This is a genomic window from Marinobacter shunpengi, from assembly GCF_045449695.1.
GTDB lineage: Bacteria > Pseudomonadota > Gammaproteobacteria > Pseudomonadales > Oleiphilaceae > Marinobacter.
This window is the reverse complement of sequence record NZ_JBJJKZ010000013.1, coordinates 540775-564313: the sequence shown is the minus strand read 5'-3', so window position 1 is coordinate 564313 and position 23539 is coordinate 540775. Positions and strand designations below refer to the sequence as shown.

Annotated in this window: 24 protein-coding genes; 10 read left to right on the top strand and 14 right to left on the bottom strand. The window is 62.7% G+C overall.

The window, feature by feature from the left end; genetic code table 11:
• The first annotated feature begins 206 nt into the window (after positions 1-206).
• The 5 genes from ACJO2E_RS11875 (at position 207) to ACJO2E_RS11855 (ending at position 4845) form a co-directional block, all read left to right on the top strand.
• A complete protein-coding gene (locus ACJO2E_RS11875; protein ID WP_406964085.1) occupies positions 207-821 on the top strand; it encodes a trimeric intracellular cation channel family protein in 615 nt (204 codons plus the stop codon).
• Positions 822-919: 98 nt separating this feature from the next.
• Positions 920-2215 carry an NCS2 family permease gene (locus ACJO2E_RS11870; RefSeq protein WP_406964084.1) on the top strand — a complete coding sequence of 432 codons (1296 nt, stop codon included), beginning with the start codon at positions 920-922 and terminating at the stop codon, positions 2213-2215.
• A 22-nt stretch (positions 2216-2237) separates the two neighbouring features.
• Positions 2238-2780 carry an adenine phosphoribosyltransferase gene (locus ACJO2E_RS11865; RefSeq protein WP_406964083.1) on the top strand — a complete coding sequence of 181 codons (543 nt, stop codon included), beginning with the start codon at positions 2238-2240 and terminating at the stop codon, positions 2778-2780.
• Positions 2781-2829: 49 nt separating this feature from the next.
• Positions 2830-3492: a fumarylacetoacetate hydrolase family protein gene (locus tag ACJO2E_RS11860; protein ID WP_406964082.1), complete on the top strand. Its 663-nt coding sequence runs from the start codon at positions 2830-2832 to the stop codon at positions 3490-3492.
• A 51-nt stretch (positions 3493-3543) separates the two neighbouring features.
• Positions 3544-4845: an ABC1 kinase family protein gene (locus ACJO2E_RS11855; RefSeq protein ID WP_406964081.1), complete on the top strand. Its 1302-nt coding sequence runs from the start codon at positions 3544-3546 to the stop codon at positions 4843-4845.
• A gap of 16 nt (positions 4846-4861) precedes the next feature.
• On the opposite strand, the gene ACJO2E_RS11850 is transcribed toward ACJO2E_RS11855, so the two are convergent.
• The 3 genes from ACJO2E_RS11850 to ACJO2E_RS11840 all read right to left on the bottom strand — a co-directional run bounded on the left by ACJO2E_RS11850 (position 4862) and on the right by ACJO2E_RS11840 (position 7682).
• Positions 4862-5395: a hypothetical protein gene (locus tag ACJO2E_RS11850; protein WP_406964080.1), complete on the bottom strand. Its 534-nt coding sequence runs from the start codon at positions 5393-5395 to the stop codon at positions 4862-4864.
• Between the two features lie 150 nt (positions 5396-5545).
• Positions 5546-6229 carry an SIR2 family NAD-dependent protein deacylase gene (locus tag ACJO2E_RS11845; protein WP_406964079.1) on the bottom strand — a complete coding sequence of 228 codons (684 nt, stop codon included), beginning with the start codon at positions 6227-6229 and terminating at the stop codon, positions 5546-5548.
• Between the two features lie 55 nt (positions 6230-6284).
• Entirely contained in the window at positions 6285-7682 is a 1398-nt protein-coding gene (locus ACJO2E_RS11840) for a D-2-hydroxyglutarate dehydrogenase (protein ID WP_406964078.1), read from the bottom strand.
• A gap of 227 nt (positions 7683-7909) precedes the next feature.
• Between ACJO2E_RS11840 and serA the strand changes: the two genes are divergently transcribed.
• Positions 7910-9139, top strand: coding sequence for a phosphoglycerate dehydrogenase (gene serA, locus ACJO2E_RS11835; protein WP_406964077.1), 1230 nt, complete (start codon positions 7910-7912; stop codon positions 9137-9139).
• Between the two features lie 72 nt (positions 9140-9211).
• Here serA and ACJO2E_RS11830 read toward each other — a convergent pair whose 3' ends face one another.
• The 6 genes from ACJO2E_RS11830 to ACJO2E_RS11805 all read right to left on the bottom strand — a co-directional run bounded on the left by ACJO2E_RS11830 (position 9212) and on the right by ACJO2E_RS11805 (position 15080).
• Complete coding sequence (locus ACJO2E_RS11830) at positions 9212-9871, bottom strand: YiaD family glycine zipper/OmpA-like lipoprotein (protein WP_406964076.1); 660 nt, start codon at positions 9869-9871, stop codon at positions 9212-9214.
• A 2-nt stretch (positions 9872-9873) separates the two neighbouring features.
• Positions 9874-10923: an alpha/beta hydrolase gene (locus tag ACJO2E_RS11825; RefSeq protein WP_406964075.1), complete on the bottom strand. Its 1050-nt coding sequence runs from the start codon at positions 10921-10923 to the stop codon at positions 9874-9876.
• 93 nt (positions 10924-11016) lie between these two features.
• Positions 11017-11307, bottom strand: a complete 291-nt coding sequence (locus tag ACJO2E_RS11820) for a GIY-YIG nuclease family protein (protein ID WP_406964074.1) — start codon at positions 11305-11307, stop codon at positions 11017-11019.
• On the bottom strand, positions 11300-12208 hold the full coding sequence (locus ACJO2E_RS11815; RefSeq protein WP_406964073.1) for a DMT family transporter: 909 nt from the start codon (positions 12206-12208) through the stop codon (positions 11300-11302). The genes ACJO2E_RS11820 and ACJO2E_RS11815 overlap by 8 nt, the downstream gene beginning before the upstream one ends.
• Positions 12205-13587 (bottom strand): sigma-54-dependent transcriptional regulator, encoded by a 1383-nt coding sequence (locus ACJO2E_RS11810; RefSeq protein ID WP_406964072.1) that lies wholly within the window; start codon positions 13585-13587, stop codon positions 12205-12207. Before ACJO2E_RS11810 ends, ACJO2E_RS11815 begins: the two co-directional genes overlap by 4 nt.
• A complete protein-coding gene (locus ACJO2E_RS11805) occupies positions 13584-15080 on the bottom strand; it encodes a sensor histidine kinase (protein ID WP_406964071.1) in 1497 nt (498 codons plus the stop codon). Before ACJO2E_RS11805 ends, ACJO2E_RS11810 begins: the two co-directional genes overlap by 4 nt.
• A gap of 237 nt (positions 15081-15317) precedes the next feature.
• Between ACJO2E_RS11805 and ACJO2E_RS11800 the strand changes: the two genes are divergently transcribed.
• The 3 genes from ACJO2E_RS11800 (at position 15318) to ACJO2E_RS11790 (ending at position 18325) form a co-directional block, all read left to right on the top strand.
• Positions 15318-15716: a DUF4168 domain-containing protein gene (locus ACJO2E_RS11800; protein WP_406964070.1), complete on the top strand. Its 399-nt coding sequence runs from the start codon at positions 15318-15320 to the stop codon at positions 15714-15716.
• 171 nt (positions 15717-15887) lie between these two features.
• The gene (gene dctP, locus ACJO2E_RS11795; RefSeq protein WP_406964069.1) at positions 15888-16946 is read left to right on the top strand and encodes a TRAP transporter substrate-binding protein DctP; all 1059 of its coding nucleotides are present in this window, start codon (positions 15888-15890) and stop codon (positions 16944-16946) included.
• 68 nt (positions 16947-17014) lie between these two features.
• Positions 17015-18325 (top strand): MFS transporter, encoded by a 1311-nt coding sequence (locus tag ACJO2E_RS11790; RefSeq protein WP_406964068.1) that lies wholly within the window; start codon positions 17015-17017, stop codon positions 18323-18325.
• Positions 18326-18393: 68 nt separating this feature from the next.
• Here the strand turns inward: ACJO2E_RS11790 and ACJO2E_RS11785 are convergent, their stop codons facing one another.
• The 4 genes from ACJO2E_RS11785 to ACJO2E_RS11770 all read right to left on the bottom strand — a co-directional run bounded on the left by ACJO2E_RS11785 (position 18394) and on the right by ACJO2E_RS11770 (position 21370).
• Positions 18394-18756 (bottom strand): DUF4870 family protein, encoded by a 363-nt coding sequence (locus tag ACJO2E_RS11785; protein ID WP_406964067.1) that lies wholly within the window; start codon positions 18754-18756, stop codon positions 18394-18396.
• A gap of 118 nt (positions 18757-18874) precedes the next feature.
• Complete coding sequence (locus ACJO2E_RS11780; protein ID WP_406964066.1) at positions 18875-20521, bottom strand: methyl-accepting chemotaxis protein; 1647 nt, start codon at positions 20519-20521, stop codon at positions 18875-18877.
• 179 nt (positions 20522-20700) lie between these two features.
• Positions 20701-20994, bottom strand: coding sequence for a hypothetical protein (locus ACJO2E_RS11775; protein WP_406964065.1), 294 nt, complete (start codon positions 20992-20994; stop codon positions 20701-20703).
• A gap of 133 nt (positions 20995-21127) precedes the next feature.
• Positions 21128-21370, bottom strand: coding sequence for a hypothetical protein (locus ACJO2E_RS11770; protein WP_406964064.1), 243 nt, complete (start codon positions 21368-21370; stop codon positions 21128-21130).
• Between the two features lie 238 nt (positions 21371-21608).
• Here ACJO2E_RS11770 and ACJO2E_RS11765 point away from each other — a divergent pair, with 238 nt between their 5' ends.
• Positions 21609-22406 (top strand): undecaprenyl-diphosphate phosphatase, encoded by a 798-nt coding sequence (locus ACJO2E_RS11765; RefSeq protein ID WP_406964063.1) that lies wholly within the window; start codon positions 21609-21611, stop codon positions 22404-22406.
• Positions 22407-22416: 10 nt separating this feature from the next.
• On the opposite strand, the gene ACJO2E_RS11760 is transcribed toward ACJO2E_RS11765, so the two are convergent.
• Positions 22417-23523 (bottom strand): acyl-CoA dehydrogenase C-terminal domain-containing protein, encoded by a 1107-nt coding sequence (locus ACJO2E_RS11760; RefSeq protein WP_406964062.1) that lies wholly within the window; start codon positions 23521-23523, stop codon positions 22417-22419.
• Positions 23524-23539: the final 16 nt, after the last annotated feature.

The following is a 23539-nucleotide window of genomic DNA, read 5'->3' as shown; positions in this document are numbered from 1 at the left end:
TCCCCGTGGCCAGCTTCCCTCGGCGGGACGCCGGGACGGGGACACCCGGGATAACGGTTCAAGCTAACCCGACGCAAGTCATGAATCAAATAAGGATAGCTTATGGATTGGCATCACTGTTATTGATCAGCCTTCACCTTCGGATGATACCGGCCCGGAAATCGGCTATCCTTCGCGCACCGTTCACAGCCTGCCTGACCTGCCCTATGCCTGACATCATCTATGTGCTGGAAATGATCGGCGTGGTCGCCTTTGCGATTTCCGGCATGATCGTCGCCCAGCAGAAAAACATGGACCCGGTGGGGGTGTTCACCATCGGTTTTGTCACCGCCCTGGGCGGCGGTACGTTGCGTGACCTGATGATGGACAATCACCCCCTGTACTGGATCAAGCACCAGGAGCAGCCTATCCTGATCCTGGCCATGGCGGTGGTGTTCAGCTATGCCGGACTGGGGCGCCGTATCCGGGAATCCCGTATCGTGTTTCCGGATGCCATCGGGCTGGGGATCTTCTCCATCCTGGGCGCACAACTGGCCCTGGACCTGGGGCATTCCTGGTTTATCGCCTCGCTTCTGGGGGTGATGACCGGCACCTTCGGGGGTGCCCTGCGGGATACCCTCTGCAATGAGGTGCCCTTTATCTTTCGCAAGGACCAGATCTACGCGTCCATCTCCTTTGCCGGCTGCTGGCTCTACTTTGCCTGCCAGTGGCTGCTGGAGAGCGAAACCCTGGCCCTGACCATCGGCCTGCTTTTTATCGTCATCGTCAGGATGGCCGCCGTGCGATTTGATATCCGGTTGCAACGGGACAGCCACCACTGACAGGCTTGGCACTGTCATGGTCTGGCTCCGTCGCCTGAGGTATCATTACGCCCCTTTAACGTTTGCCCACAATCCGAACGCATCGAGGCTTCCCCCCCATGCTCGAAAAGCTCTTCCAGTTGCAGGCCCATGGCACCACTGTCAAACGTGAGGTCATCGCCGGCATTACCACCTTCCTGACCATGGCCTACATCGTGGTGGTCAACCCGTCCATCCTCTCTGCCACCGGTATGGATTTCGGGGCCGTGTTCGTGGCCACGTGCATTGCCGCCGTCATCGGCACCCTGATCATGGGCCTGTGGGCCAACTACCCCATCGCCCTGGCCCCGGGCATGGGCCTGAACGCCTTCTTCTCGTTCACCGTGGTGGGCAACATGGGCTATAGCTGGCAAGTGGCCCTGGGCGCAGTGTTCATGTCGGGCCTGATCTTCTTCCTGCTGAGCATTTTCAAGGTGCGGGAATGGATCATCAACAGCATCCCCCTGTCCCTGCGCTTCGGCATCTCCGCCGGTATCGGCTTCTTCCTGGCCTTCATCGCCCTCAAGAACGCCGGCATCGTGGTGGACAACCCCGCCACCCTGGTGACCATGGGCGACATCAAGACACCGGAGGCCCTGCTGTTCTTTGCCGGTTTCGCCGCCATCTGTGCCATGGCCTATCGCCGCGTTACCGGCGCGGTGATGATCGGCATCCTGGCCATCACCGGCATCGCCATGGCCATGGGACTGGTGGAATACGAAGGGCTGGTCTCCGCCCCGCCCAGCCTGGCACCCACCTTCCTGGAGCTGGACATTGCCGGCGCCCTGAACGTGGGCATGATCTCGGTGATCTTCGCGTTCCTGTTCGTGGACCTGTTTGATACCTCCGGCACCCTGATCGGCGCCGCCCAGCGTGGCGGCCTGCTGGACAAGGACGGCAAGCTGCCGCGACTGGGCCGGGCGCTGATGTCCGACTCCGTGGCCACCATGTCCGGGGCTGCCCTGGGCACCTCCACCACCACCAGCTATGTGGAGTCCACCGCCGGTATCACCGCCGGCGGCCGTACCGGCCTGACCGCCGTGGTGGTGGCCGCGCTGTTCCTGGCCTGCCTGCTGTTCGCCCCCATTGCCAGCGTGATCCCGGCCTACGCCACCGCCCCCGCCCTGCTCTACGTGGCGGTGCTGATGACCAGCGGCCTCAAGCTGATCGACTGGGAGGACGTGACCGACGCCGCGCCCGCCGTCGCCACCGCACTGATCATGCCGCTGACCTTCTCCATTGCCGATGGCATCGCCGCCGGCTTTATCACCTATGCCGCCCTCAAGGCCCTGAGCGGTCGCTGGTCAGACCTGAACCCCAGCGTGGCGATCATTGCCATCGTGTTCGTACTCAAGTTCATTTTCCTCGACGCCTGACCGGCACCGGAGAACCAACGCCATGGACTACTTTGCCGACAGCATCAAGAAAGCCATTCGTACGGTCCCGGACTGGCCCAAACCCGGCGTGGCTTTCCGTGACATCACCACCGTACTGCAGGACCGCACTTCCTTCCGCAAGCTGGTGGACGCCTTTGTCCACCGCTACCACGACCAGCAGATCGACGTTGTTGCCGCCATCGATGCCCGGGGTTTCATCATCGGCTCGCCCCTGGCCTACGAACTGAACGCCGGCCTGGTACTGGTGCGCAAGAAGGGCAAGCTCCCCTTCGACACCCTGGTGGAAGACTATGAACTGGAGTACGGCACCGCCTCCGTGGAGTTGCACAAGGATGCCTTCAGACCGGGGGACAAGGTGGTGCTGGTGGATGATCTCATCGCCACCGGCGGCACCATGCTGGCCGCCAGCCGCCTGATCCGTCAGATCGGCGCGGAAATCGTGGAGGTGTCCGCCATGATCGATCTGCCGGACCTGGGCGGCTCCCGCAAGCTGCGCGACGAAGGATTGAACGTCTATACTGTGTGCGAGTTCGAAGGCAACTAGTGTGCCTGTAACGGTAAACCAGCGTTGAAGGGATAATCGGGGGGTAACCATGAACTATCGGCACCAGTGGCAGGATGGCCGTCCCATTGACTGGCCCCTTGGCAAGGTGGTCTGCGTGGGCCGCAACTACGCCCAGCACGCGGCCGAGCTCAACAACCCGATTCCCGAGCAGCCGCTGCTGTTCATGAAGCCAGCCACAGCCGTGGTACCGCTGACCGACCCCATACGCCTGCCCACGGACCAGGGCGAGGTGCACTACGAGGCGGAACTGGCCGTGCTGATCGGCGCCCCCCTGCGACACGCCAGCGAGAGCGAGGTCCGGGAAGCCAGCGTGGGCATCGGCCTGGCCCTGGACCTGACCCTGCGGGAGCTGCAGTCGGAACTCAAGGCCAAGGGCCATCCATGGGAACGCGCCAAGGCTTTCGATGGCGCCTGCCCGTTGTCGTCCTTCATACCGCTGCACCAGGGGGATAACTTCGGCAACCTGTCGTTTTCCCTGGCCATCGATGGCAACATCCGACAGCGGGGCGACACCAGCGACATGATTACCCCGGTACTCACCCTTATTGCCTACGCCTCCGAAACCTTCACTCTCCTGCCCGGGGATGTGGTTCTCACCGGCACCCCCGCGGGCGTGGGTGAATTGTCCCCCGGACAGCGCCTGGAGCTGGAGCTGGACGGTAGGCTTCACGTGGAAACCAGCGTAGAGTAGGCAACCAACATTCTTCTGGTGCCGCTCACCCTGGTGTCCCTTAACACAAATATGGCCAAGAAACCCGTAACCTCCCGCAGCGGACGCTTCCTGAAACTCGCCGGCATGACCGCCTCCGTGGCCGGTCAGTTCGCCGGCCACCGGGCCCGCCGTTTCCTGGGCCGTGAATCGGATGAGGAACGCTCCCTCCAGTATGCCCGCATGGCGGACGAAATCGTCGACACCCTGGGGGAACTCAAGGGTGCGGTGATGAAGGTGGGCCAGGTTGCCTCCCAGACCCAGGATTTCCTGCCCAAGGAGTTCTCCCAGGCCCTGCAGCGACTGCAGAAGGAAGCTCCGCCCATGCCCTTCGAGGTGATCCGCCAGCAGGTGGAAGCGGAGTTGGGTGCTTCGGTGGACGAACTGTTTGACGAGCTCCAGGAAAAACCCTACGCCGCCGCGTCCATCGGCCAGGTCCACCGGGCCCGGCTGAAGGACGGCACCGAGGTCATCGTGAAGGTCCAGTATCCGGGGGTCGATGAATCCTGCGATTCGGACCTGAAACAGCTTCGCATGGCGCTACGGCTGGGTGGACTGCTGCGGATGCCCAAGGAAAGCGCCGACCGGCTGTTCGAGGAGATCCGGGTACGCCTGAAGGAAGAACTGGACTACGAGAACGAGGCCACCAATATCCGCCGGTTCCGGGACTATCACCAGCGCCACCCCTGGGTGCTGATCCCCCGGGTCATCGACAGCCACTCCACCCGGCATATCCTGACCCTGGAGCTGGCCGAGGGCGATCACCTGCAACAGATCACACCGGACCGGTACAGTCAGGCGACCATCAACCGTCTGGGCGAACACCTGTTCATTACCATGGCCGATGAGCTGTTCGACTTCCAGTGCATCCATGGCGACCCCCATGCCGGCAACTTTGCCTTCCGGCCGGACGGTACGCTGATCCTCTATGATTTCGGCTGTGTCAAGTCACTGCGCCCGTCGGTGGTGGCCTACTACCGACAGGCACTGATAGCGGCACTGGACGAGGATTACGAGGCCCTGGACCGGCACCTGATTGACCTGGGGGCAAGGGTGGCGGAAAAACCGGCCATCAATCCGGATTACTACGCCATGTGGCGCAACATGCTGATCGAGCCCTTCGATGGCGACGAACCCTACGATTTCGGCCGGTCAGATCTGCACCGGCAGATTGCGGCCCGAACCCACACCGTATTCCGCTACCTGGACCGTTTCCAGCCAGCCGTGGACAGCATGTTCATCGACCGCATGGTGGCGGGGCACTACTGGATACTGAAGCAGCTTGGTGTGCAGGCAGCCTTCCGGGGCAACCTGGACAGCTACTTGCGGGACTAGCGCCGCAAACGGTGCGCTAAAAACTCCGCACCGTATGAATATGACGGGCTTTCAGATAACGCTGTGCCTCACCGACCTGGTCCCGGTCGCGGGCATGTATGGTAACCATGTAGTGGCCCTTGTCCAGCGCTGACGCCGAACGGGAGACATACACCGTATGGTCTGGACGCAGGGTGTAGACCCCGCCGAGCAGCAGGCCTGCCACACCGCCGAATACCGCAAACAGGGCACCGGCCCAGATCAGGTTCTGGGCCACGAAGGGCAGGCCCGCGGCCGCCAGTACCGAGAACAGCAACAGCCCCCCGGCAACGCCCGCCAACCCCAGCCATATGTGGGACCGGATGGCCGTGTGCATGATGCCCTGATCCTCGGGCTCCAGCTTCGACCCCTTATGGTCATCGCCAGGGTGGATAATTCGAACCTGCCCCCGACTCAGGCTGGTCGCCGTGCACAGGTCATCGGCAATCTTCTCCGCCTCCGTAGCAGTGCCACACCTGGCGGCCAGCTTGTGGTCCAGGGTTTCTCCGGATACATGCATGGTCATCTTCATTTCAGCCTCCCCGAGCCACTACCCTTACTAGTGGATGTAGGCCAGTCTAGCCAAGTACAACCGGCTCTGTCCGGGGACTAACAATGTTTAATGTCACGGCCATGAAAGCCGGACGGAAGGACGATCAAACATCCTTGTCAGGCGACAGTCTCAACCCCCAGTCAGCGCCCTTACCCACCGGGGGACTCCAACGCTGGCAGGTTCCCGGAGCACCCGGGCCCGGGTCATGGCCGGCACCTCGCCGGGATCGATCACCGTCACCGGCACATCGAAGCCGGCCAGCTCCACCAGCCCGGCCGCCGGATAGACCTGCAGGGACGTGCCCACGATCAGCAGGTGATCCGCCATGGGAACGATTTCGGCGGCCGCCTCGATCATCGGCACCGCCTCACCGAACCAGACCACATGGGGACGAAGCTGGCTGCCCTGCTCGCAGGTGTCGCCCAGGCGAATCTCATCGTAGCCAAGGTGGTAGATCAGTTCCGGCACTTTCGAACTACGCACCTTGGTCAGTTCGCCGTGCAGGTGCACCACATTGCTGGAGCCGGCCCGTTCGTGCAGGTCATCCACATTCTGGGTGATCACGGTGACCTGGTGCGTCTGCTCCAGCTCCGCAAGGGCGCGATGGGCGGCATTGGGTTCAACGCTGCCCAACTGCCTGCGACGCTGATTGTAGAAATCCAGTACCCGTTCCGGGTTGCGGGCAAAGGCCTCCGGGGTGGCCACCTCCTCGATGCTATGCTTTTCCCAGAGACCGCCGCTGTCACGGAAGGTGGACAGGCCACTTTCGGCACTGATGCCGGCCCCTGTCAGTACGACCACGTGGTCTTTCATGGCACCTCCTGCCACTCGGGTGGTGTCTGGTGTCCGGTCTGGTTCATTCGCAGCCCTACTGCGGGTCGAAGATCTTGCCGGGATTCATAATGCCGTTGGGATCGAAAACCTGCTTGATGCCCCGGAGGTAGGCGATCTCCGTGGGCGAACGGGTATATTGCAGGTAGTCCTTCTTGACCAGGCCCACCCCGTGTTCGGCGGAGACACTGCCCCGGTGCCGCTGCACGATATCGAACACCCATTTGTTCACCTGCTGGCACTTGTCGAAGAACTCCTCCTTCGCCATGTCTTCGGGCTTGAGGATGTTCAGGTGCAGGTTGCCGTCACCGATATGGCCGAACCAGATGATCTCGAAGTCCGGGTAGTGCTCGGTTACCACCTGGTCGATTTCGGTGAGGAATTCCGGCACCTTGGAGACCACCACGGAAATATCGTTCTTGTAGGGGGTACGCGGGGCGATAGACTCGGAAATCCGCTCACGCAGTTGCCACAGGTTGCTGGCCTGGGTCTCACTCTGACTGATCACACCATCCAGCACCCAGCCATTCTCGACACACTGTTCGAACAGTGCCATGGCATCGTCCATGACCTGGTCGGAGACCGCCTCGAATTCCAGCAGGGCATAGTAAGGCGCTTCCGTTTCGAACGGCGCCTGCACCTGGCCGTGGGCCAGCACATGCCCCATGGCCTGGTAGGAGAAGAACTCGTAGGCGGTCAGGTCCACCGTCTTCAGGAACGTCTGCAGCACATCCATGGTGTTGGTGAGGTCCGCCAGGCCCAGCACCATCACCGTCAGGTTGGTGGGCTGCCGGGTCAGTTTCATGGTGGCCTCGGTGATAAAGCCCAGGGTGCCCTCGGCACCGATAAACAGGTGGCGCAGGTCGTAGCCGGTGTTGTTCTTCTCCAGGTCCAGGTTCAGCTCAAGGATATCACCCTTGCCGGTAACCACCTTGAGGCCGGCCACCCAGTCACGGCTCATGCCGTAGCGGATGACCTTGATGCCACCTGCGTTGGTGGACAGGTTGCCGCCAAGCTGGCTGGAGCCCGCCGACGCGAAATCCACGGGATAGAACAGGCCGTTGTCGTCGGCGAAGGTCTGCAACTGTTCGGTCACCACCCCGGCCTGGCAACGGACCGTGCGGTCACTGGGGCTGAAGTCCAGGATCCGGTTCATGTTGTCAAACGCCACCACGACTTCGCCGTTGGCGGCCACCGCACCGGCACTGAGCCCGGTGCGCCCGCCGGAGGGCACCAGCGCCACCTGGTTGTCGTTGGCAAACCGCACCACCGCCTGTACCTGTTCGGTGGTCTTGGGCAGCACAATCGCCAGCGGGCGGGGTGCATACTGCCTGGTCCAGTCCTTGCCGTAGGCGTCCAGGTCGGCCGGTTCCGTCAGGACCTTGCCATCATCCACCAGGGTTTTCAGGGACGCGATGATCTGTTCCGGGTTCATGGGTCGCGGGATCTCTCGGATAGTGGGGCCCGCCCCCGACACGGGTTGATTCAGGTTAACGGGCCGGCTGTGAAAATTTGCCGTTATGGTATCATACCGCCCCTGTTCTGTGAGCCCGCGCCAGAACCGGTCGCGGAAGGCCCCGGGCTTGCAGGTGTTTTCTGGTCCAGGGAGCCCGGACACCCCGGCGCTTCACACCACGCAATAGAAGGTCTGGAAGCTTACCCATGTCAGAAACGTCTCTTGAAAAGAGCAAGATCCGCATCCTGCTGCTGGAAGGGGTTCACCAGTCTGCGCTGGATACCCTGCACGCAGCCGGTTACACCAACATCGAATACCTCACACACTCCCTGGCGGAGGATGAGCTGATCGAGAAGATTGCCGACGCCCATTTCATCGGCATCCGCTCCCGTACCCAGCTCACCGAGAAGGTGTTCGAAGCCGCGAAAAAGCTGGTTGCGGTAGGCTGTTTCTGCATCGGTACCAACCAGGTGGACCTGCAGGCGGCCACCCGCCGCGGTGTCGCCGTGTTCAACGCCCCCTTCTCCAATACCCGCAGCGTGGCGGAACTGGTGCTGGCCCAGGCCATCCTGCTGCTGCGCGGCATTCCCGAGAAGAACGCCCGCGCCCATCGCGGCGGCTGGCTGAAGTCCGCCAAGGACAGCTACGAGATTCGTGGCAAGAAGCTGGGCATCATCGGTTACGGCAACATCGGTACCCAGTTCTCGGTACTGGCGGAATCCCTGGGTATGGAAGTCTATTTCTATGACGTGGTTTCCAAGCTGCCCATCGGCAACGCCAGGCAGGTAGGCTCCCTGAAGGAACTGCTGAACCTGGCGGACGTGGTCAGCCTCCATGTGCCGGCAACCCAGGCGACCCACTACATGTTCGGCGCCGAACAGTTCGCCCAGATGAAACCGGGCAGCATCCTGATGAATGCCTCCCGTGGCACCGTGGTGGATATCGACGCCCTGGCCGAGGCCATCAGCAGTGGCAAGCTGCTGGGTGCCGCCATCGACGTGTTCCCGGTGGAGCCCAAGTCCAACGACGAGGAATTCGTGTCTCCGCTGCGGGAGTTCGACAATGTGATCCTGACCCCGCACGTCGGTGGCTCCACCATGGAAGCCCAGGAGAACATCGGCAAGGAAGTGGCCGAGAAGCTGGCCATGTACAGCGACAACGGCACCTCCGTGTCCTCCGTCAACTTCCCGGAGGTGGCACTGCCGTCCCACCCCAACCAGCACCGCCTGCTGCATATCCACGAGAATGTGCCGGGGGTGATGTCGGAGATCAACCAGGTCTTCTCCGAGAACGGCATCAACGTCTGCGGCCAGTACCTGCAGACCAAGGAGGAGATCGGCTACGTGGTGATCGACGTGGACAAGGCCTATGGCGAGCTGGCGCTGGAGAAACTGCGCAAGGTCAAGGGCACCATCCGCTGCCGCGTGCTGTTCTGATCCGTCGTCATGACGTAACGAAAAAAGGGGTGCCGGCCGGCACCCCTTTTTTGTGGCTGGATATCCGTCCCGTTACTGCTGGGTGGGCACCAGTGTCAGCTCCACGCGGCGGTTCTGCTCGCGGCCGGCGGGGGTGTCGTTGGTGGCCACCGGGTAGCGCTCGCCATAACCGGTGGCGCGGGTGCGCGCTGGCGCAATGCCCTGGTTGAGCAGGAAATCCCGTACCGAGCTGGCACGGCGTTCCGAGAGCATCTGGTTGTAGCTGTCGGAACCGGTGCTGTCGGTATGGCCGTCGATCTGGATAACGGTCTTGTCGAACTCCTGCAGCACCAGCCCCACGGACTCCAGCACGCCGGTGAAGGACGACTTGATGGAGGCCTGGTCAGTATCGAAGGTGATATTGCCGGGCATGATCAGTTCGATCTGGTCGCCGTTACGTACCACCCGCACGCCGGTGCCTTCCAGCTTGCGGCGCAGTTCCGCCTCCTGCTTGTCCATGTAATAACCGATACCACCACCAACGGCAGCACCACCGGCGGCCCCGATCAGGGCGCCCTTGCCACGGTCACTGTCACTGGAGGTGGCGGCACCGATTGCGGCACCGCCGATCGCCCCGATGATGCTGCCCTTGGTAGCGTTGGAGGTTTTCTCCTCGCCGGTGTAGGGGTCATAGGTCATACAGCCTGACAGGCCGACTGAGGCCACGGTGATTGCCATCAGAGTTTTTTTCACGGTCAGATCTCCTGTGTTGGTAACCGTTTTTGTCGATGCCGGGCAACCCCGTCTTCAGTGACGGCGCGATCAAAGGTATCGATGATGCCATTGAACACGATTGCCTGCAGATCCTGTGCTTCGTTGACCAGATGATGCCGCCCGGTGGGCAGCCTGATCTCGTCCACCGAAGAAAACTTGTTCCTGATAATGCGAAGGTTGTGCCGCCAGTCCACCGTCTGGTCCTTTTCCCCCTGGATCACCGTCACCGGGAAATCCACCGGGCGGGCGGCTTCAATGTGCGGCACCCACTGACGCAATGCCGATACCCAGTCCACATGCACGGCCCTGGCCTGCAACGGGTCATGTTCCCGCAGGAACTCCAGAAAGCGGGTGTTGGTACTGTTGGCGGTAAAGGCCCGTTTCCAGCGTTTCAGAAAGGGCTTCGCCACACTGTGCAGCGCCCGGGCACCCAACCAGCCCACCGGGCGCACCAGTGGCGCCAGAAGCACTACGGAGCGGAAGGCGGAGGTGTTCACGCTATGGTGGTTGGACAGCAGGTAATCGATCAGTATGCCGCTGCCGGTGCTCTGCCCCACGGCGTGCCAGGGCCCGGGGGCATGACGACGGACCCTGGCCATCAGGTCGCTCAGTACGGCCTGATATTCCATGAAACTGCCGATGGCAGCCGGTGCACCACTGGACAGGCCATGGCCGGGCTGATCCCACGCCAGCACGTGATAACCGGCAGACAGGCAGCGTTCAATCAACTGGCTGTAGAGTCCGACGTGGTCGAAATAGCCGTGCAGGATGAAAACGGTGCCCTTGGTGTGCCGTTGCTCGGGCAGCCGATAGAAGTGCACCGCCACCTGGTGCCCCCCGGCTTCCACCAGGCCCGGTGAATAGCGCACCTCCGGGTACTCCACCCAGAGATCCAGGCCATAGTAGCGACAGTAGGCCTGCATGTCCGGGCTCAGGTCCTGCCCCTCTTGCGGGGAAAACGGCCTGAGGTCACCCCGGACCGCGTCGCTCTCCCACTGGGGAATACCGATCTTGTCTTTTTTCCAGTACACGTATACCTACACGTCTGTTTATTGGATCGCGTTCCATCGGGAACACCGCGAGAATAACACAGTCATTTTCGCCATCCGCCCCCGGAGCGGAATTTACGGCTTCTTTACCTGGCAAAGCGGTGGAATGACACGATCGCCACGGATCAGCGCATCCTTGTGCCGTCGGGGCCATCGCTTGATGTGCCACTCCAGGCTCAGGGCCCTGGACCGGTCCCCCACCGGATGACTGAACACCAGCTCCAGGGGCCCCCTGCCCCGCAGGCTTCGGGCACATCGGGGACCACCTGACTGATGTTCGGACAGGCGCCGCTGCACATCCGTGGTCACGCCGGTATAGAGACTGCCACTGGCCGTCCGGAGGATGTACAGGTGCCAGTCAGCCATGGCCGTCGGTTTCCCCGGCGGACGGTCGGGCGCCCACCTGTTGCAGCCACAGCCCGGCCACGATCAGCACCAGCCCGACCCAGGTGGAAGCCAGTATCACCTCCCCGAGGATCAGGTAGATGAAGACCAGGGACAGGAAGGGCGAAATGAAGATCAGGTTGCTGACCCGCGAGGTATTGGTGGCCAGCTTCATGGCCCGTGACCAGAGCACGAAGGCCAGCCCCATCTCGAACACGCCCACATAGAGACTGCCGGCAAAGCCACCACTGGTCAGGGACGGCAGGCCGTCCTGCCACCAGGTCAGCAGGGCGATGAACGGCAGCGCGAACAGAAAGTTGAGCAACAATCCGGTCACCGGCTCCCTGCGGTCACGGGTGGCCAGTATCCAGTAGCTGGCCCAGACCAGGGTACTGGCGATGGCCAGCGTGACCCCGAGCGGATCCGAGAATGACAGATCGGCAAAGTTGCCACGGGTAGCGATCACCACCACCCCGCCATAACAGACCAGCCCCGCCAGGATATCCATGCCCCGCAGCCGATGCCCCAGGAAGGGCACCGACAGGTAGGCAAGGACCAGGGCCCAGGTGTAGTTGATGGGCTGGGCCTCCTGGGCCGGCAGGCGGTCGAATGCCCCGAACAGCAGCAGGTAGTACAGGCACGGGTTGATCAGGCCCAGCCCCAGGGATTGCAGGTACTGCCAGCGGGAAAGCTGCAGCACCCCACCCAGTCGACCCTGGAATGCCAGCAGCACGGCCATGACCACAACCGAGGTGAGGCTGGCCATCAGCATCATCTGCAGGGGGGTGTAGTGTTGCAGGGTCAGCTTGAACGCGGTGGCCACGGTGGACCAGAGCAGGACGGCACCCAGCCCGGACAACATGGCAAGGCGCTGGTTCTTCATTCGTTTCCTCCCGTACTGTCGAGCCACCGGTAGAGCGTGCGCCGGTTGATCCCCAGGATCTGGGCAGCACGGCGCTTGTTTCCGCCGACGGCCTTCATCACCTTGCCGACATAGTCCTGCTGAAGGGCATCCAGTGTCGGCCAGTGGGCGATACTGCCATCATCCGCTTCACTCTCCACGGGCGAGGTCATGCCCCCCGCCTGGCGTTTGCGGATGCGGGCCGGCAAATGTTCCGGCTGGACCACATCCCCCTCGCAGAAGGTCACCGCCCGCTCCATGGCACTGGACAGCTCACGGACGTTGCCGGGAAACGGATAGTCCCCCAGAGTCTGCAGGGTCGCCTCCCCCAGCCGCAGGAAACCCCTGCCGTGGCGATCCGCTGACTGCCGCAGGAAGTGCATGGCCAGCAGCTCCACGTCATCCCCCCTTTGCCGCAGGGGCGGCACCGACAGCGCCAGGGTTTCCAGGCGATAGTAGAGGTCTTCGCGGAATTCCCCCCGTGCCACGGCGTCCAGCAGGTCCACATGGGTTGCGGCAATCACCCGCACATCCACCGCTTCTTCCCGCTCGGCGCCCACCGGCTTGACCCGGCCTTCCTGCAGCACCCGCAACAGTTTGGCCTGGAGCGCCAGGGGCATCTCCCCCACCTCGTCCAACAACAGGGTGCCGCCACTGGCCTCGGCGAACAGCCCCTTGCGGGACTGGCGGGCGCCAGTGAAGGCGCCGGCCTCATGACCAAAGAACTCGCTTTCCATCAGCTCATGGGGAATACCGGCGCAGTTCACCGGAATGAATGGCTGGTCCCGGCGCCCGCTTTCCTGGTGTATGGCCCTGGCCACCAGTTCCTTGCCGGTGCCGCTTTCACCGTTGACGAGCACCGCCGCCTGGCTGCGGGCCACCTGGCGTATTTCCTGTCGCAGCCGGTCCATGGCCGCACTCTCTCCCACCAGCCCCAGGTTGGCGGGCTGGCCCGAGGTGGACCGATAGCGGGCCAGCTCGTGGCTCAGGGCGGCATGGGCCAGCAGCCGCTTCACTTTCAGGCGCAGGTGTTCGGTGGACAGGGGTTTGGTGAGGAAGTCGTCCGCTCCGGCCTGGAGGGCATCCACCGCCTGATCCACGGTGCCAAAGGCGGTGATGATGACAAAAGGCACCATGCGGCCTTCCGCCTGGAGTTTTCGCAACACATCCAGCCCATCCCCGTCCGGCAGTCGAAGGTCGGATATCACCAGATCCGGCGACCGCTCCAGGACCATGGCCATGCCCTCCGCCGAGGTGGAAGCGACCAGCACCCGATAGCCGTCCAGGGCCAGTTCCTCCTGTAACAGGGTTCTCAGGCTGGCGTCGTCCTCGATCAACAGCAGTGTTTCCCGGGTTGTCATACCGTTTGCTCCTGTCCTTCAGCCGGTGGCGAAGCAACGGGCCAGAACAGGCCCATGCGACAGCCACCCAGGGGACTGTCCGTCACCGTCAGGCGGCCCCGATGCTCCTTGATCACACTCTTGACCATGGCCAGGCCAAGGCCCGTCCCCTCGCCGGCGGGTCGTGTACTGAAAAAGGGCTCGAAGATCCGCTCCCGCTGCGCTTCCGGGATGCCCGGCCCGTCGTCGTCCACCCGAACCTGCCAGTAGTCCCCGGACGGTTCGACGGTTACCGTCACCTGATCGTGGCCGGCCTCACAGGCATTGCGAATAACGTTGACACAGGCCAGCTCCAGTCGCGTCGGCTCGGCCTCGACAAAGACCGGCTCATCCGGCATGGACAGTGTTATCGATTTGCCGCTGGCCGAGGATTCCTCACCCACCTGGGCCACCAGTTCCCGCAGGAGGGGGGCCAGGTCCACCGGGCGGCGGGCATCCGGCACATGCCGGAAACAGTCCAGCAACTGCTCAATAATCCGTGTCATACGCTGCACCTGGTGACGGATATCGTCCAGTTGCCGGAGTTCCTCCGGCCCCAGCTCCCCCCGGGCCAGGATCGATGCCCTGCCCTGGATAACGTTCAGGGGTGCCCCCAGTTCGTGGGCCACCCCGCCCGCCACGCGGCCAATCATGGCCACCTTTTCCTGGTACTCAAGCTGTTCCCCCAGTTCCTGTTCCCGCTGGACCCGCTGGCGGATTTCCTCCTCCGCCTGGGCCATGCGGTCCCCCAGGTGACACAGGCCTTCATGTAACTGCCGTATCTCCCGGGGGCCGGAGGCGTCGGACCGGATCTGCCAGTGCCCCGGGGCCATCCCGCCCATGGCCTCCAGCAGCCGGTTGACGTATCGGCCCACCGCCCCGTAATGCCCCAGCACCACCACCAGGCTGACCACCACCAGGACCAGGCACCACAGGGCCACCGCCCAGGTCCGGGCCGATGCCACCTGGCGATGGAAATCGCTGCGCTTGCGGGTCACCTGCAGCAATCCGATGATACGGCCATCCCCGGACACCAGGGGGGTGAACTGGGAGAACACCGGCACGCCATCCACCCGGCGGAAGGTTCCGCCCCGTTCCCCGCTCTGGATCACCTCGTTGGCACTGCGACTGGTGCGCACGCTGGTGTCCGCCACCCCCAGGCTGGCGACCTGGGTTCCATCGGCATCGAAAATCGACGCGCCATAGACACGACCGATACGGAAAATCGACTTGAGGGCCTGATCCAGCACGATTTCGTTGCCATCCTCCACGGCCCGGGCTAATGGGCCACTGGCGGCACGGGCCACCAGTTCCAGGTCTTCCCGGAGCCGCTGATCGAGGTTGTCCTCAATCGCATTGACCGCCAGCACAATACCGGCACCCACCACCAGCATCAGCGGTACCACGATACTTAGGAACAGGGTCAGCCTTACGGAATGGAAGACCTGGCCGGCACTACCGAGAAGTCGGCTCATGGTTGATATCCTGAACAGAGTGAGTCACAGGTGGATGAAAGGCCTATGGGTGTTGACCGACATAAATGTCACAGCAGGATGTCACATGTGGCATATTGCCTCAATCCAGATTACCGTTTCGTCACCGAGAAGCTATCATAACCGATTGATTAAATTGAACTTTATTAAAATCTTAGCATTGGCACGACAATTGACTCACTGGCCAGTGAACCGTAAACAAGCACGAGGACTTCAACCATGAAACACCTTCTGACTTCCGCCGCCGTTGCCATCACACTGGTCGCCGGTGCACCGGCTGTGTTCGCGCAGTCCCAGGCCCAGGAGCCCACGCAGACCGACCAGGGCAGCTACAGCAATCCATCCGCCGCCGGTGAGGCAAAGACCGACTACAACGACGAGGAACTGCGCAAGTTTGTCGAGGCCCAGGACGGCATCAACGATATCCGCGACGAGTACATGGCCAAGATCGAGGAAGCCGGTTCCCAGGACGAAGCCCGTGAACTCCAGATGGAAGCCAACGACGAGATGGTGACTGTCATTGAGGACGCCGGACTGGACATCCCCACCTACAACGCCATTGCCACGGCTTACAACAGCGAGCCCAGCGTCCGGAACCGGGTCGATGCCCTGATGTAAACGTTGTCACGATAGCTCCTGCCTCAGCTTGCCCCGTCTCATGACGGGGCTTTTTTTTTATCCGGTGGTCTCCCCGGGGCCGGGGCCGGTACCGCATTCGGGCCAACTCGTCTAGGATAGGGCTTTTGGGATACGATCCGCCGCTATTTGTGCAAGGAGATATCACCACCCATGAAAGCCAGGCAAAACGGCGCCCTGGTACTGGCCATGGTCAGTTGCCTTTTTCTTTCCGCCTGCAGCGACAATGACGATACGGTAACCGGGCTGTTCCCGAACGAACCGGAGCCGGAGATCTGGCGGTTTGCCCTGGAGGAAATCGGTGGCAGCGTTCAGGATGCCTGGGCCCAGGAATTCCGCCGCCGCATCAGCGAGCTTTCCGAGGGCCAGGTGCAGGTGGAAATCTACCCCTACGGCTCCATCGGCACCTCACCTCAGCTCACCCGACTGGTGGAGGACGGCCGGGTACACTTGGCGTTCGCCTCCCCAGGGCATGTTGCCGATGACATTCCGGAAGCCGGCATTTTCCTGCTGCCGTTCCTGTTTCCCGAGTCCGACGAGGCCAATCGCCGGATACTGGCGGACAGCGAACTGCTGGCGCTGTTGCAATCGGGCTGGCAGGACGCCGGCCTGCAGTTGCTGGACCTGGTGCCCGAAGGCTGGATGATCTGGACCGCGGACAGACCCATCCATTCCCCGGAAGATTTCGCCGGCTTGCGTATGCGTACCATGACGGCCCCCCTGCAGGCGGAGGTATTCCGGGCCTGGGGCGCCGAACCGGTCCCCATGCCCTACTCGAAGGTATACGACGCCCTGCAACTGGGTCAGGTGGATGGTCAGAGCAACCCGGCCTTCGCTATTGCCGAGATGAACTTCCATGAAGTCCAGTCCGTCATGACGATGCCGCAGGCCACACGCTTCGTGGCCAGTGTGGTCAGCAACCGGGACTGGTACCGGAACCTCGACGACAACCAGCGCCAATGGCTGAACGCCGCCCGGGCGGGCATGCCGGAGTTTATCAACGAGGTACAGCGGAACTACAACCGTCGACGCCTGCAACAGATCCGGGAATCGGGGCGTATTACCATGGAACGCCTGACGGACGAACAGCGGGAGCGGTTCCGGGAGGCTAGCCTGCCGGCCCGGGACAACTTCCTCGAGCGGGCCGGGGAACGTGGGGAACGCATCCTGCAACGGGTGCAGTCCCTGTCCCTGGATACGGGAGCAGACTGACCCCAATCCCGGACCCCGTCTACCTGCTACCGTCAACCTTCCTCCCCAGCCAACCGGAGTACCGCCCCTTGCCTGAAAGCCGGAGCCTGAACGACACAGCCGAACACCTCTACAGCCTGATTGCCAATGAGGAAGATGCCCGGGTCTGCACCGATCTGCCGGATGAAGCCTGCCAGGAGGTGCCCCGCAATTTCTTCCTGATCCTGGCCAGTAACGTGCTCACCAAACTTGGCGACCTGCTGATCAGTCCCAAGACGGTACTGGCCTGGCTGCTGAATGCGGTAGGGGCGCCCGCCCTGGTGGCCTGGCTGGTGCCGATCCGGGAATCCGGCTCCATGCTGCCGCAGATGGTGATCGGTGCCTGGGTGCGGCGAAAGCCGGTGCGCAAGTGGTTCTGGACCCTGGGTGCACTGGGCCAAGCGGTCAGTGTGACCGGCATGGCCGCCAGCGTGTGGTTCCTGGATGGCTATGCCGCCGGTGGCGGGGTGGTGGCCGCGCTGGTGGTCTTTTCCCTGGCCAGGGGGTTCTGCTCCGTGTCCATGAAGGACGTACAGGGCAAGTGCATCCCCAAGGGCCGCCGTGGCCGCCTGTCAGGCCTGGCCACGACCCTGGGCGGCAGCGCCACGGCCATCCTGACCGTGCTGCTCTTCTGGGACCGGGGCGAGCCCTCGATGTTGTTCTACACCCTGCTGCTGTTACTGGCCGCCGGTTTCTGGGTGGTGGCCGGAATGCTGTTCGCCAGTGTTGACGAGTATGACGGGGAAACCAGCGGCGGCGGCAATGCGCTCAGGGACGCCTTCAACAACCTGGGACTGCTGCGAACGGATCCACCGTTCCGTCATTTCGTGATCACCCGCGCTCTGCTGCTGTGCTCTGCCCTGGCCTCTCCCTACTTCGTGCTGCTGGCCCAGAAACAGGAAGACTCCGCCTGGCTGCTGGGCGTGTTCCTGCTGGCCAGCAGCCTGGCCAGTTCCATCAGCGCCAGCGTCTGGGGCTGGATGGCGGACGTCAGCAGTCGGCGGGTGATGATCCGCGGCGCCATCATCGCCAGCGGCACCTGCCTGGTGGTGGGGGCCGCCGGTCTGTTCCTCGGGGAACAGGTTGGTGGCCGCTGGTTCTACCCACTGGCGTTCTTCATCCTCAGCATCGCTCACGCCGGGGTTCGCCTGGGGCGCAAGACCTACCTGGTGGATATGGCCGGCGGCAACAAGCGCACGGACTACACCTCAGTCAGCAACTCGGTGATCGGACTGCTCCTGCTGGTCACCGGGGGGCTGACCGCCCTGGTGTCCCTGATTTCCGATACCGCCGTTATCCTGTTCCTCGGTTTCATGGGCCTGGCGGGCACCGTCAGCGCCCTGCGGCTGAAAGAGGTCTGACCACCACCGCGCCTTGCTTTCCAGATTCTCAGGGCGTCAGTAAGTCAGTGAATTAACCAAACCGTGCACTAGGGCACGCGGCCATCGTTAAGGGCCAGGGCGCCCCGTACCACCCGGTAGATGTACCAGATGGCCAGCCCCAGCAGGATGAACCAGCCGATCAGCAGGAAGGTGGTCACCGTGCCAATGACGCCCCAGAGCAAGCCAATCCAGAAGGTGCGGATCTGCCAGCGGAAATGGGGCTCAAGCGGGCTGTTGCGGGCCTCGTCCTGCTTGAGGTAATTGATGATCACACCGGCGACGGCCATCAGGCCGCTGGTGGGAATGGCCAGAGCCTGCAACAGATAGACCGCCACCACCACCTTCCATAGCGGGTCTTCCGTGTACCGGTGGCTGGTGCGGCCTGTGGGAATCAGTTCCGGATCAGTCAAGGGGCGATTCCTGTGTCTGGTGTTGCGTTCGGTCAGCCCGGTAACCGGACGAATCGGGTATCGGCACCCAGTATAGGACGTACAGCAGGCCTTCGACCATCCGGCGGGCCGCTGCCGGCTAACCCGTGCCGACGGCCGGTCGGTAGCCCAGCCGCAGCCCGCCCCAGTGGCGCCCCTTCACAAAAATAGGCACCGACAGGTCGTGCATGATCTCGCCGGTGTCCCGGCGGTAGGTCTGCAGCAACATGGTGTCCGTGTGGCTGCCGCAACGGGCCCCGGTACGGTCGTTGAACAACCGCTTGCTGCGACTGCGCACCAGGTCCTGCTCGGGGTTACCGGTGGGCTCATGGGAAAAGGCCCGGTTATGGGTCGGCACGTAACCATCCGGCGCCGTGGCAATGGCGAATACCAGGGCATCGTGGGACTGGACCACCGGTTCCTGGATATCCGGCAGCACCCGGTCGGTGAATTCATCAAAGCCGCTGTGGTACTTGGTGGGCGAGGTGTCCGGTATCGGCGTCCGCTGCTGGTCGAATAATTGTGACTCGGTAAGCTCCCCGCGTGACAGGGCCTGTTCGAAGCGTTTGCCAATGGTATCGGCGGCCCGGGCGGCCTGTTCATAGAAGAACCGGTGGTAACTCTCGCGGCTACTGGCGGCGAACGCCGCATTGGCCTGCTCCGCGATATCCATCAGGCGTGCCGCCTGGGTCGCCAGTTCCCCGACGCCCCGGTCACTGTCCGCCATCTGGTCACGAAGGGTTTCCACCCCCTGAAGGACCTGCGCCAGGTTGCGTTCGTTTTCCAGGTCGCTGTCGGCGATGGCGGACACCTCGCCAGCCAACTGGTCAGCTTCGTTGCCAATATGTTCCAGGTTGCCGGACACGGATTCCACGGACTCCAGCCCCCGTTCCACGGAACGGGACAGGCTCTCCACTCCCTCCAGGATGCTGGCGGTGGCCTGGCGTATCCCTGCCAGTACCCCCGCCACTTCGGAGGTAGCGTCGGTAGTCCGGGAGGCCAGGCTGCGAACTTCGTCCGCCACCACCGCAAACCCGCGCCCCTGTTCGCCAGCCCGGGCCGCCTCGATCGCCGCGTTCAACGCCAACAGGTTGGTCTGTTCGGCAATGCCCTCGATTACCGAGGTCACACCCTGGATCCGGTCCGACTTGTCATTCAGGTCGCGGATCAGCGACAGGTTCTGTTCCGACTGCTGGTGCACCTCCCGGATATCGCCGATGGCCGCGCCCAGGGCCTGACGCCCCTCACCACTCAGGTGGCTGGCGCCCCGCGCCCGCTCGGACGCCTCACCGGCCTGCCGGGCGCTGTGCTGGACGGTTTCCGTCACCTGCCTGGCATAATCCGCCATCTGCCCGATTTCACTCACCTGCTGATCCAGGCGCTGCTTAAGCTGGTCCGCGGCCCAGGACACTTCAGCCGCGGAGACCGCATTCTGGTCCGCGGACGAAGACAGGGTTTCCACCAACGCCCGTCCGGCGGCGGCCTGTTCCAGCAGGGGTTCCAGTCGGGAATACCAGGGGTGACGCTGGTTCATCTCGCCACGGGCAAGCCTGTCTGCGGTGGAGACCAGAGGCGCCATTGACAGCCGCCACCAGAGCACCGCGACCACCATGGCCGCCACCGTGGTGGACACTGCCACCAGCAGGGGGTGCGACCCACTGGCCATGTCGGCCAGGCCGGCAACACAACCAACAATCAGGACTGCAATCAGCCCGGCCAATACGGCAAACCGGCTTGATGTCCCCATTGAGACCTCTCGTTATGCTTGTTTTGTTCATATTGTAGTCAAACCAAGCATACGTGATCCGTCTGCCGGAGAAACTCCGACTTTAGTGAGATGAGGGCAGGGAGTGGGAAGTCGGATGACAGACCATAAAAAAGGCAGGCGCTGACGCCTGCCTTTGTACTCAGAAAACCAGGACCGGGTTACTGGGTCATGTCGTCCGCGGTCTCTTCCATTTCCTCACCGGCCTCTTCCATCTCATCGCCCATCTCTTCGGTCGCTTCGGAGGTGGATTCCGCGGCCTGCTCCATTGGATCTTCCTGGGTGCCGGTTGCATCCTCAAAGGTTTCCTCGGTGGCGTCGGCTGCATCTTCCGCCATTTCCTCAACATTCTCTGCAGCCTGCTCCATATCTGCGCCTTCTTCAGTGTCGTCGCTGCAGGCAGCGAGGCCCAGAACCAACATCAGTGTGAAGAAACTCAGCGTCAGTTTTTTCATCGGTCATCCCTTTTGGTTAGTGAGAACACGGCCAACCTCGTGTGAACCGAGACCAGGTTCACGCCGCCGTGTAGTCACCCCCGATACTAGGGCACGTCATGTAATGTTTGCATTGCCATGAGGTTACCGCATTTCAATAACCGTTCAGATTGTAACCGTCGATAATCAGGATGTGATCCACCGCCAGCAGTACACCCTTGTCCAGGGCGACAAAATCGCCCCCGGGGCGCGTAAAAAGGTCCCGTATACGTGAATGTACGACCTGCACCTGGCCAGAGGCGTCACGGTAGACCAGTTCAACAATCTGCTGCCGAAGAATGTAATGGGTCAGTTTTGACCTGAGGGACGTTTCCAGTAAGGGCCTTGCGTTAGCCATATCCTTGCCTGTGATAAGCGGAACCCTGATGGGGCACTGGATGGTCCGCTGATTGATTAGTATCGGGCACCAGCAAAAGTCTGGATCACATTGCCGGCATTTTCCAGAAACCGTTGTTTGGCCCGGGCCTGTCAGGCCATTTCCCTGACCTGCCTGTTCCCTGCCCGGCGTTTTGTTTAGAATAGCCCCGTTTCAACAGGTTACCAAACCTTCCACTTTACCCGAGACAGGATGCCCCATGGACTGGCTTCAGGTTGTGATCCTTGCCCTGGTACAGGGAATTACCGAGTTCCTGCCGGTATCGTCCTCCGCCCACTTGATCCTGGTACCGGTGCTCACCAACTGGCAGGACCAGGGGCTGGCTTTTGATGTGGCGCTACACCTGGGCAGCCTGCTGGCGGTGGTGCTGTATTTCCGCCGGGACCTGACAGCCATGACCATCAGTTGGGGCCGCTCCCTGCGAACCCGCCGCCCCGATGCCGACGCCAGGCTGGCCTGGGCGGTACTGCTGGGAACCATCCCGGTGGGGCTGGCCGGACTGGCCTTCAAGGACACCATAGAGACCGTGCTCCGGTCGCCGCTATACCTGGCTGCCGGCCTGATCGTGTTCGGTGTGGTGCTGGCCTGGGCGGACTTGCGTCACCGGGGCAGCCGCACCGAACACCAGATGACCTGGAAAGATGTACTGGTGATCGGCTGCGCCCAGGCAGTGGCCCTGTTTCCGGGCACCTCCCGCTCAGGTATCACCATCACGGCCGCCCTGTTCATGGGCATGAACCGGGAGGCGGCGTCCCGCTTTTCGTTCCTGCTGTCCATCCCGGTCATCGTGCTGGCCTGCGGCCTGCTGATCAAGGACCTGATCGAGACCCCGGAACCAATCCAATGGGGGTTCATGGCGATGGGCGTCCTGCTGTCCGGGGTTTCCGCCTACCTGTGCATCCACTATTTCCTGGCCTTTATCAAACGCATCGGGATGATGCCTTTCGTGGCCTACCGCATCGTGCTGGGGATTATCCTGATCGGTATCTTTGCCTGATCCCTCGGAATCAGAACCAGCCGGCCCGCATATCCAGGCCAGTAGTGTCCTGGTTCTGTAGCAGGACCAGGTCCTGGGCGACTTCCGGCAGGGTCCAGTGGAAGAAGTACCGGGCCGCCTGCAACTTGCCCCGGTAGAACCCCTCATCGCCGGCTTCCGCACTGGCCAGCCCCCTGGCCGCCGCGTTGGCCTGGCGCAACCACATCCAGCCGGCGAGTATTTCGCCGAACAGATGGAGGTAACGGGCGGCATTGGCCAGTACCCGGTCCCGGGAGCCGGCCTGCAACCCCTGCCCCAGGCCCTGGGTCACTTTCACCGCCCGTTGCAGGGTTTCACTCAGGGACAGTGCCCATTGCTGGGTATCCTGGGTGGTGGCTGCCTCCAGATCCTTCTGTAATGCCTGCAGGAAAAGCTGCAGTCCGTGACTCTGGTGTTGCCATACGCGCTGCCCCAGGAAATCCCTGGCGTAATCACTGACCTCAGCGGGATCCGGCGCCGGGGCGGCGCTGTTCCCCAGACTCACCGACGTTTGCCACGCGGCATAATGGGGCCACCAGGCAATCAGTGGCTGGAGGAAGGCCAGCAGGCGCTCGCATGCCTCATGGCGCTCCGGATCCGGATGGCTCTGGGTATCCTCCACCAGCGATGCGCCATACAGGCACATGGACAGGGCCGCCTCACAGCGGCTCTTCGCGGCCAGCAGACGCCCCCTCAGGTCTGCCGCGTCGGCGCTATCCAGGGCATCGGCGGACAGTGGCTCCAGGGCTTCACGGTAACCCTGCCAGGCCGCCAGGGAGGCGGCCATGGGGCTGGCCACCAGTTCCTCGGAGCGGGTGCGGAACAGTCGTGATGGCTGACCGGCGGCCTCGTAGAGACCATTGCCAAGCGTCAGGATCACTTCCGGCACGACTCCCACGGCCCCTTCCGCGAGGGCTTGTGCATGGTCATCGCCGGCGCCGCTGCGCCCTGCGGACAGCCGGCTGAAGGTTTCCACCACGGTTCTGAGGGACATATCCGAGTGCCCCTGGTAGCGGTCGCGGGAGACCAGCGTGCCGGTATCGAGGATATCGAAAAGCTGAAACAGGAATTCCCGGGACTCCACCTGACTGGCAACCATGATCTTTCACTCTCAT

Coding starts and splice junctions, on each gene's coding strand:
- ACJO2E_RS11780 (WP_406964066.1), bottom strand. CDS start 20,521: ATGGGGACATCAAGCCGGTTTGCCGTATTGGCCGGGCTGATTGCAGTC.
- dctP (WP_406964069.1), top strand. CDS start 15,888: ATGAAAGCCAGGCAAAACGGCGCCCTGGTACTGGCCATGGTCAGTTGC.
- ACJO2E_RS11775 (WP_406964065.1), bottom strand. CDS start 20,994: ATGAAAAAACTGACGCTGAGTTTCTTCACACTGATGTTGGTTCTGGGC.
- ACJO2E_RS11850 (WP_406964080.1), bottom strand. CDS start 5,395: ATGAAGATGACCATGCATGTATCCGGAGAAACCCTGGACCACAAGCTG.
- ACJO2E_RS11855 (WP_406964081.1), top strand. CDS start 3,544: ATGGCCAAGAAACCCGTAACCTCCCGCAGCGGACGCTTCCTGAAACTC.
- ACJO2E_RS11765 (WP_406964063.1), top strand. CDS start 21,609: ATGGACTGGCTTCAGGTTGTGATCCTTGCCCTGGTACAGGGAATTACC.
- ACJO2E_RS11875 (WP_406964085.1), top strand. CDS start 207: ATGCCTGACATCATCTATGTGCTGGAAATGATCGGCGTGGTCGCCTTT.
- ACJO2E_RS11815 (WP_406964073.1), bottom strand. CDS start 12,208: ATGAAGAACCAGCGCCTTGCCATGTTGTCCGGGCTGGGTGCCGTCCTG.
- ACJO2E_RS11770 (WP_406964064.1), bottom strand. CDS start 21,370: ATGGCTAACGCAAGGCCCTTACTGGAAACGTCCCTCAGGTCAAAACTG.
- ACJO2E_RS11845 (WP_406964079.1), bottom strand. CDS start 6,229: ATGAAAGACCACGTGGTCGTACTGACAGGGGCCGGCATCAGTGCCGAA.
- ACJO2E_RS11760 (WP_406964062.1), bottom strand. CDS start 23,523: ATGGTTGCCAGTCAGGTGGAGTCCCGGGAATTCCTGTTTCAGCTTTTC.
- ACJO2E_RS11840 (WP_406964078.1), bottom strand. CDS start 7,682: ATGAACCCGGAACAGATCATCGCGTCCCTGAAAACCCTGGTGGATGAT.
- ACJO2E_RS11820 (WP_406964074.1), bottom strand. CDS start 11,307: ATGGCTGACTGGCACCTGTACATCCTCCGGACGGCCAGTGGCAGTCTC.
- ACJO2E_RS11860 (WP_406964082.1), top strand. CDS start 2,830: ATGAACTATCGGCACCAGTGGCAGGATGGCCGTCCCATTGACTGGCCC.
- ACJO2E_RS11810 (WP_406964072.1), bottom strand. CDS start 13,587: ATGACAACCCGGGAAACACTGCTGTTGATCGAGGACGACGCCAGCCTG.
- ACJO2E_RS11800 (WP_406964070.1), top strand. CDS start 15,318: ATGAAACACCTTCTGACTTCCGCCGCCGTTGCCATCACACTGGTCGCC.
- ACJO2E_RS11865 (WP_406964083.1), top strand. CDS start 2,238: ATGGACTACTTTGCCGACAGCATCAAGAAAGCCATTCGTACGGTCCCG.
- serA (WP_406964077.1), top strand. CDS start 7,910: ATGTCAGAAACGTCTCTTGAAAAGAGCAAGATCCGCATCCTGCTGCTG.
- ACJO2E_RS11805 (WP_406964071.1), bottom strand. CDS start 15,080: ATGAGCCGACTTCTCGGTAGTGCCGGCCAGGTCTTCCATTCCGTAAGG.
- ACJO2E_RS11870 (WP_406964084.1), top strand. CDS start 920: ATGCTCGAAAAGCTCTTCCAGTTGCAGGCCCATGGCACCACTGTCAAA.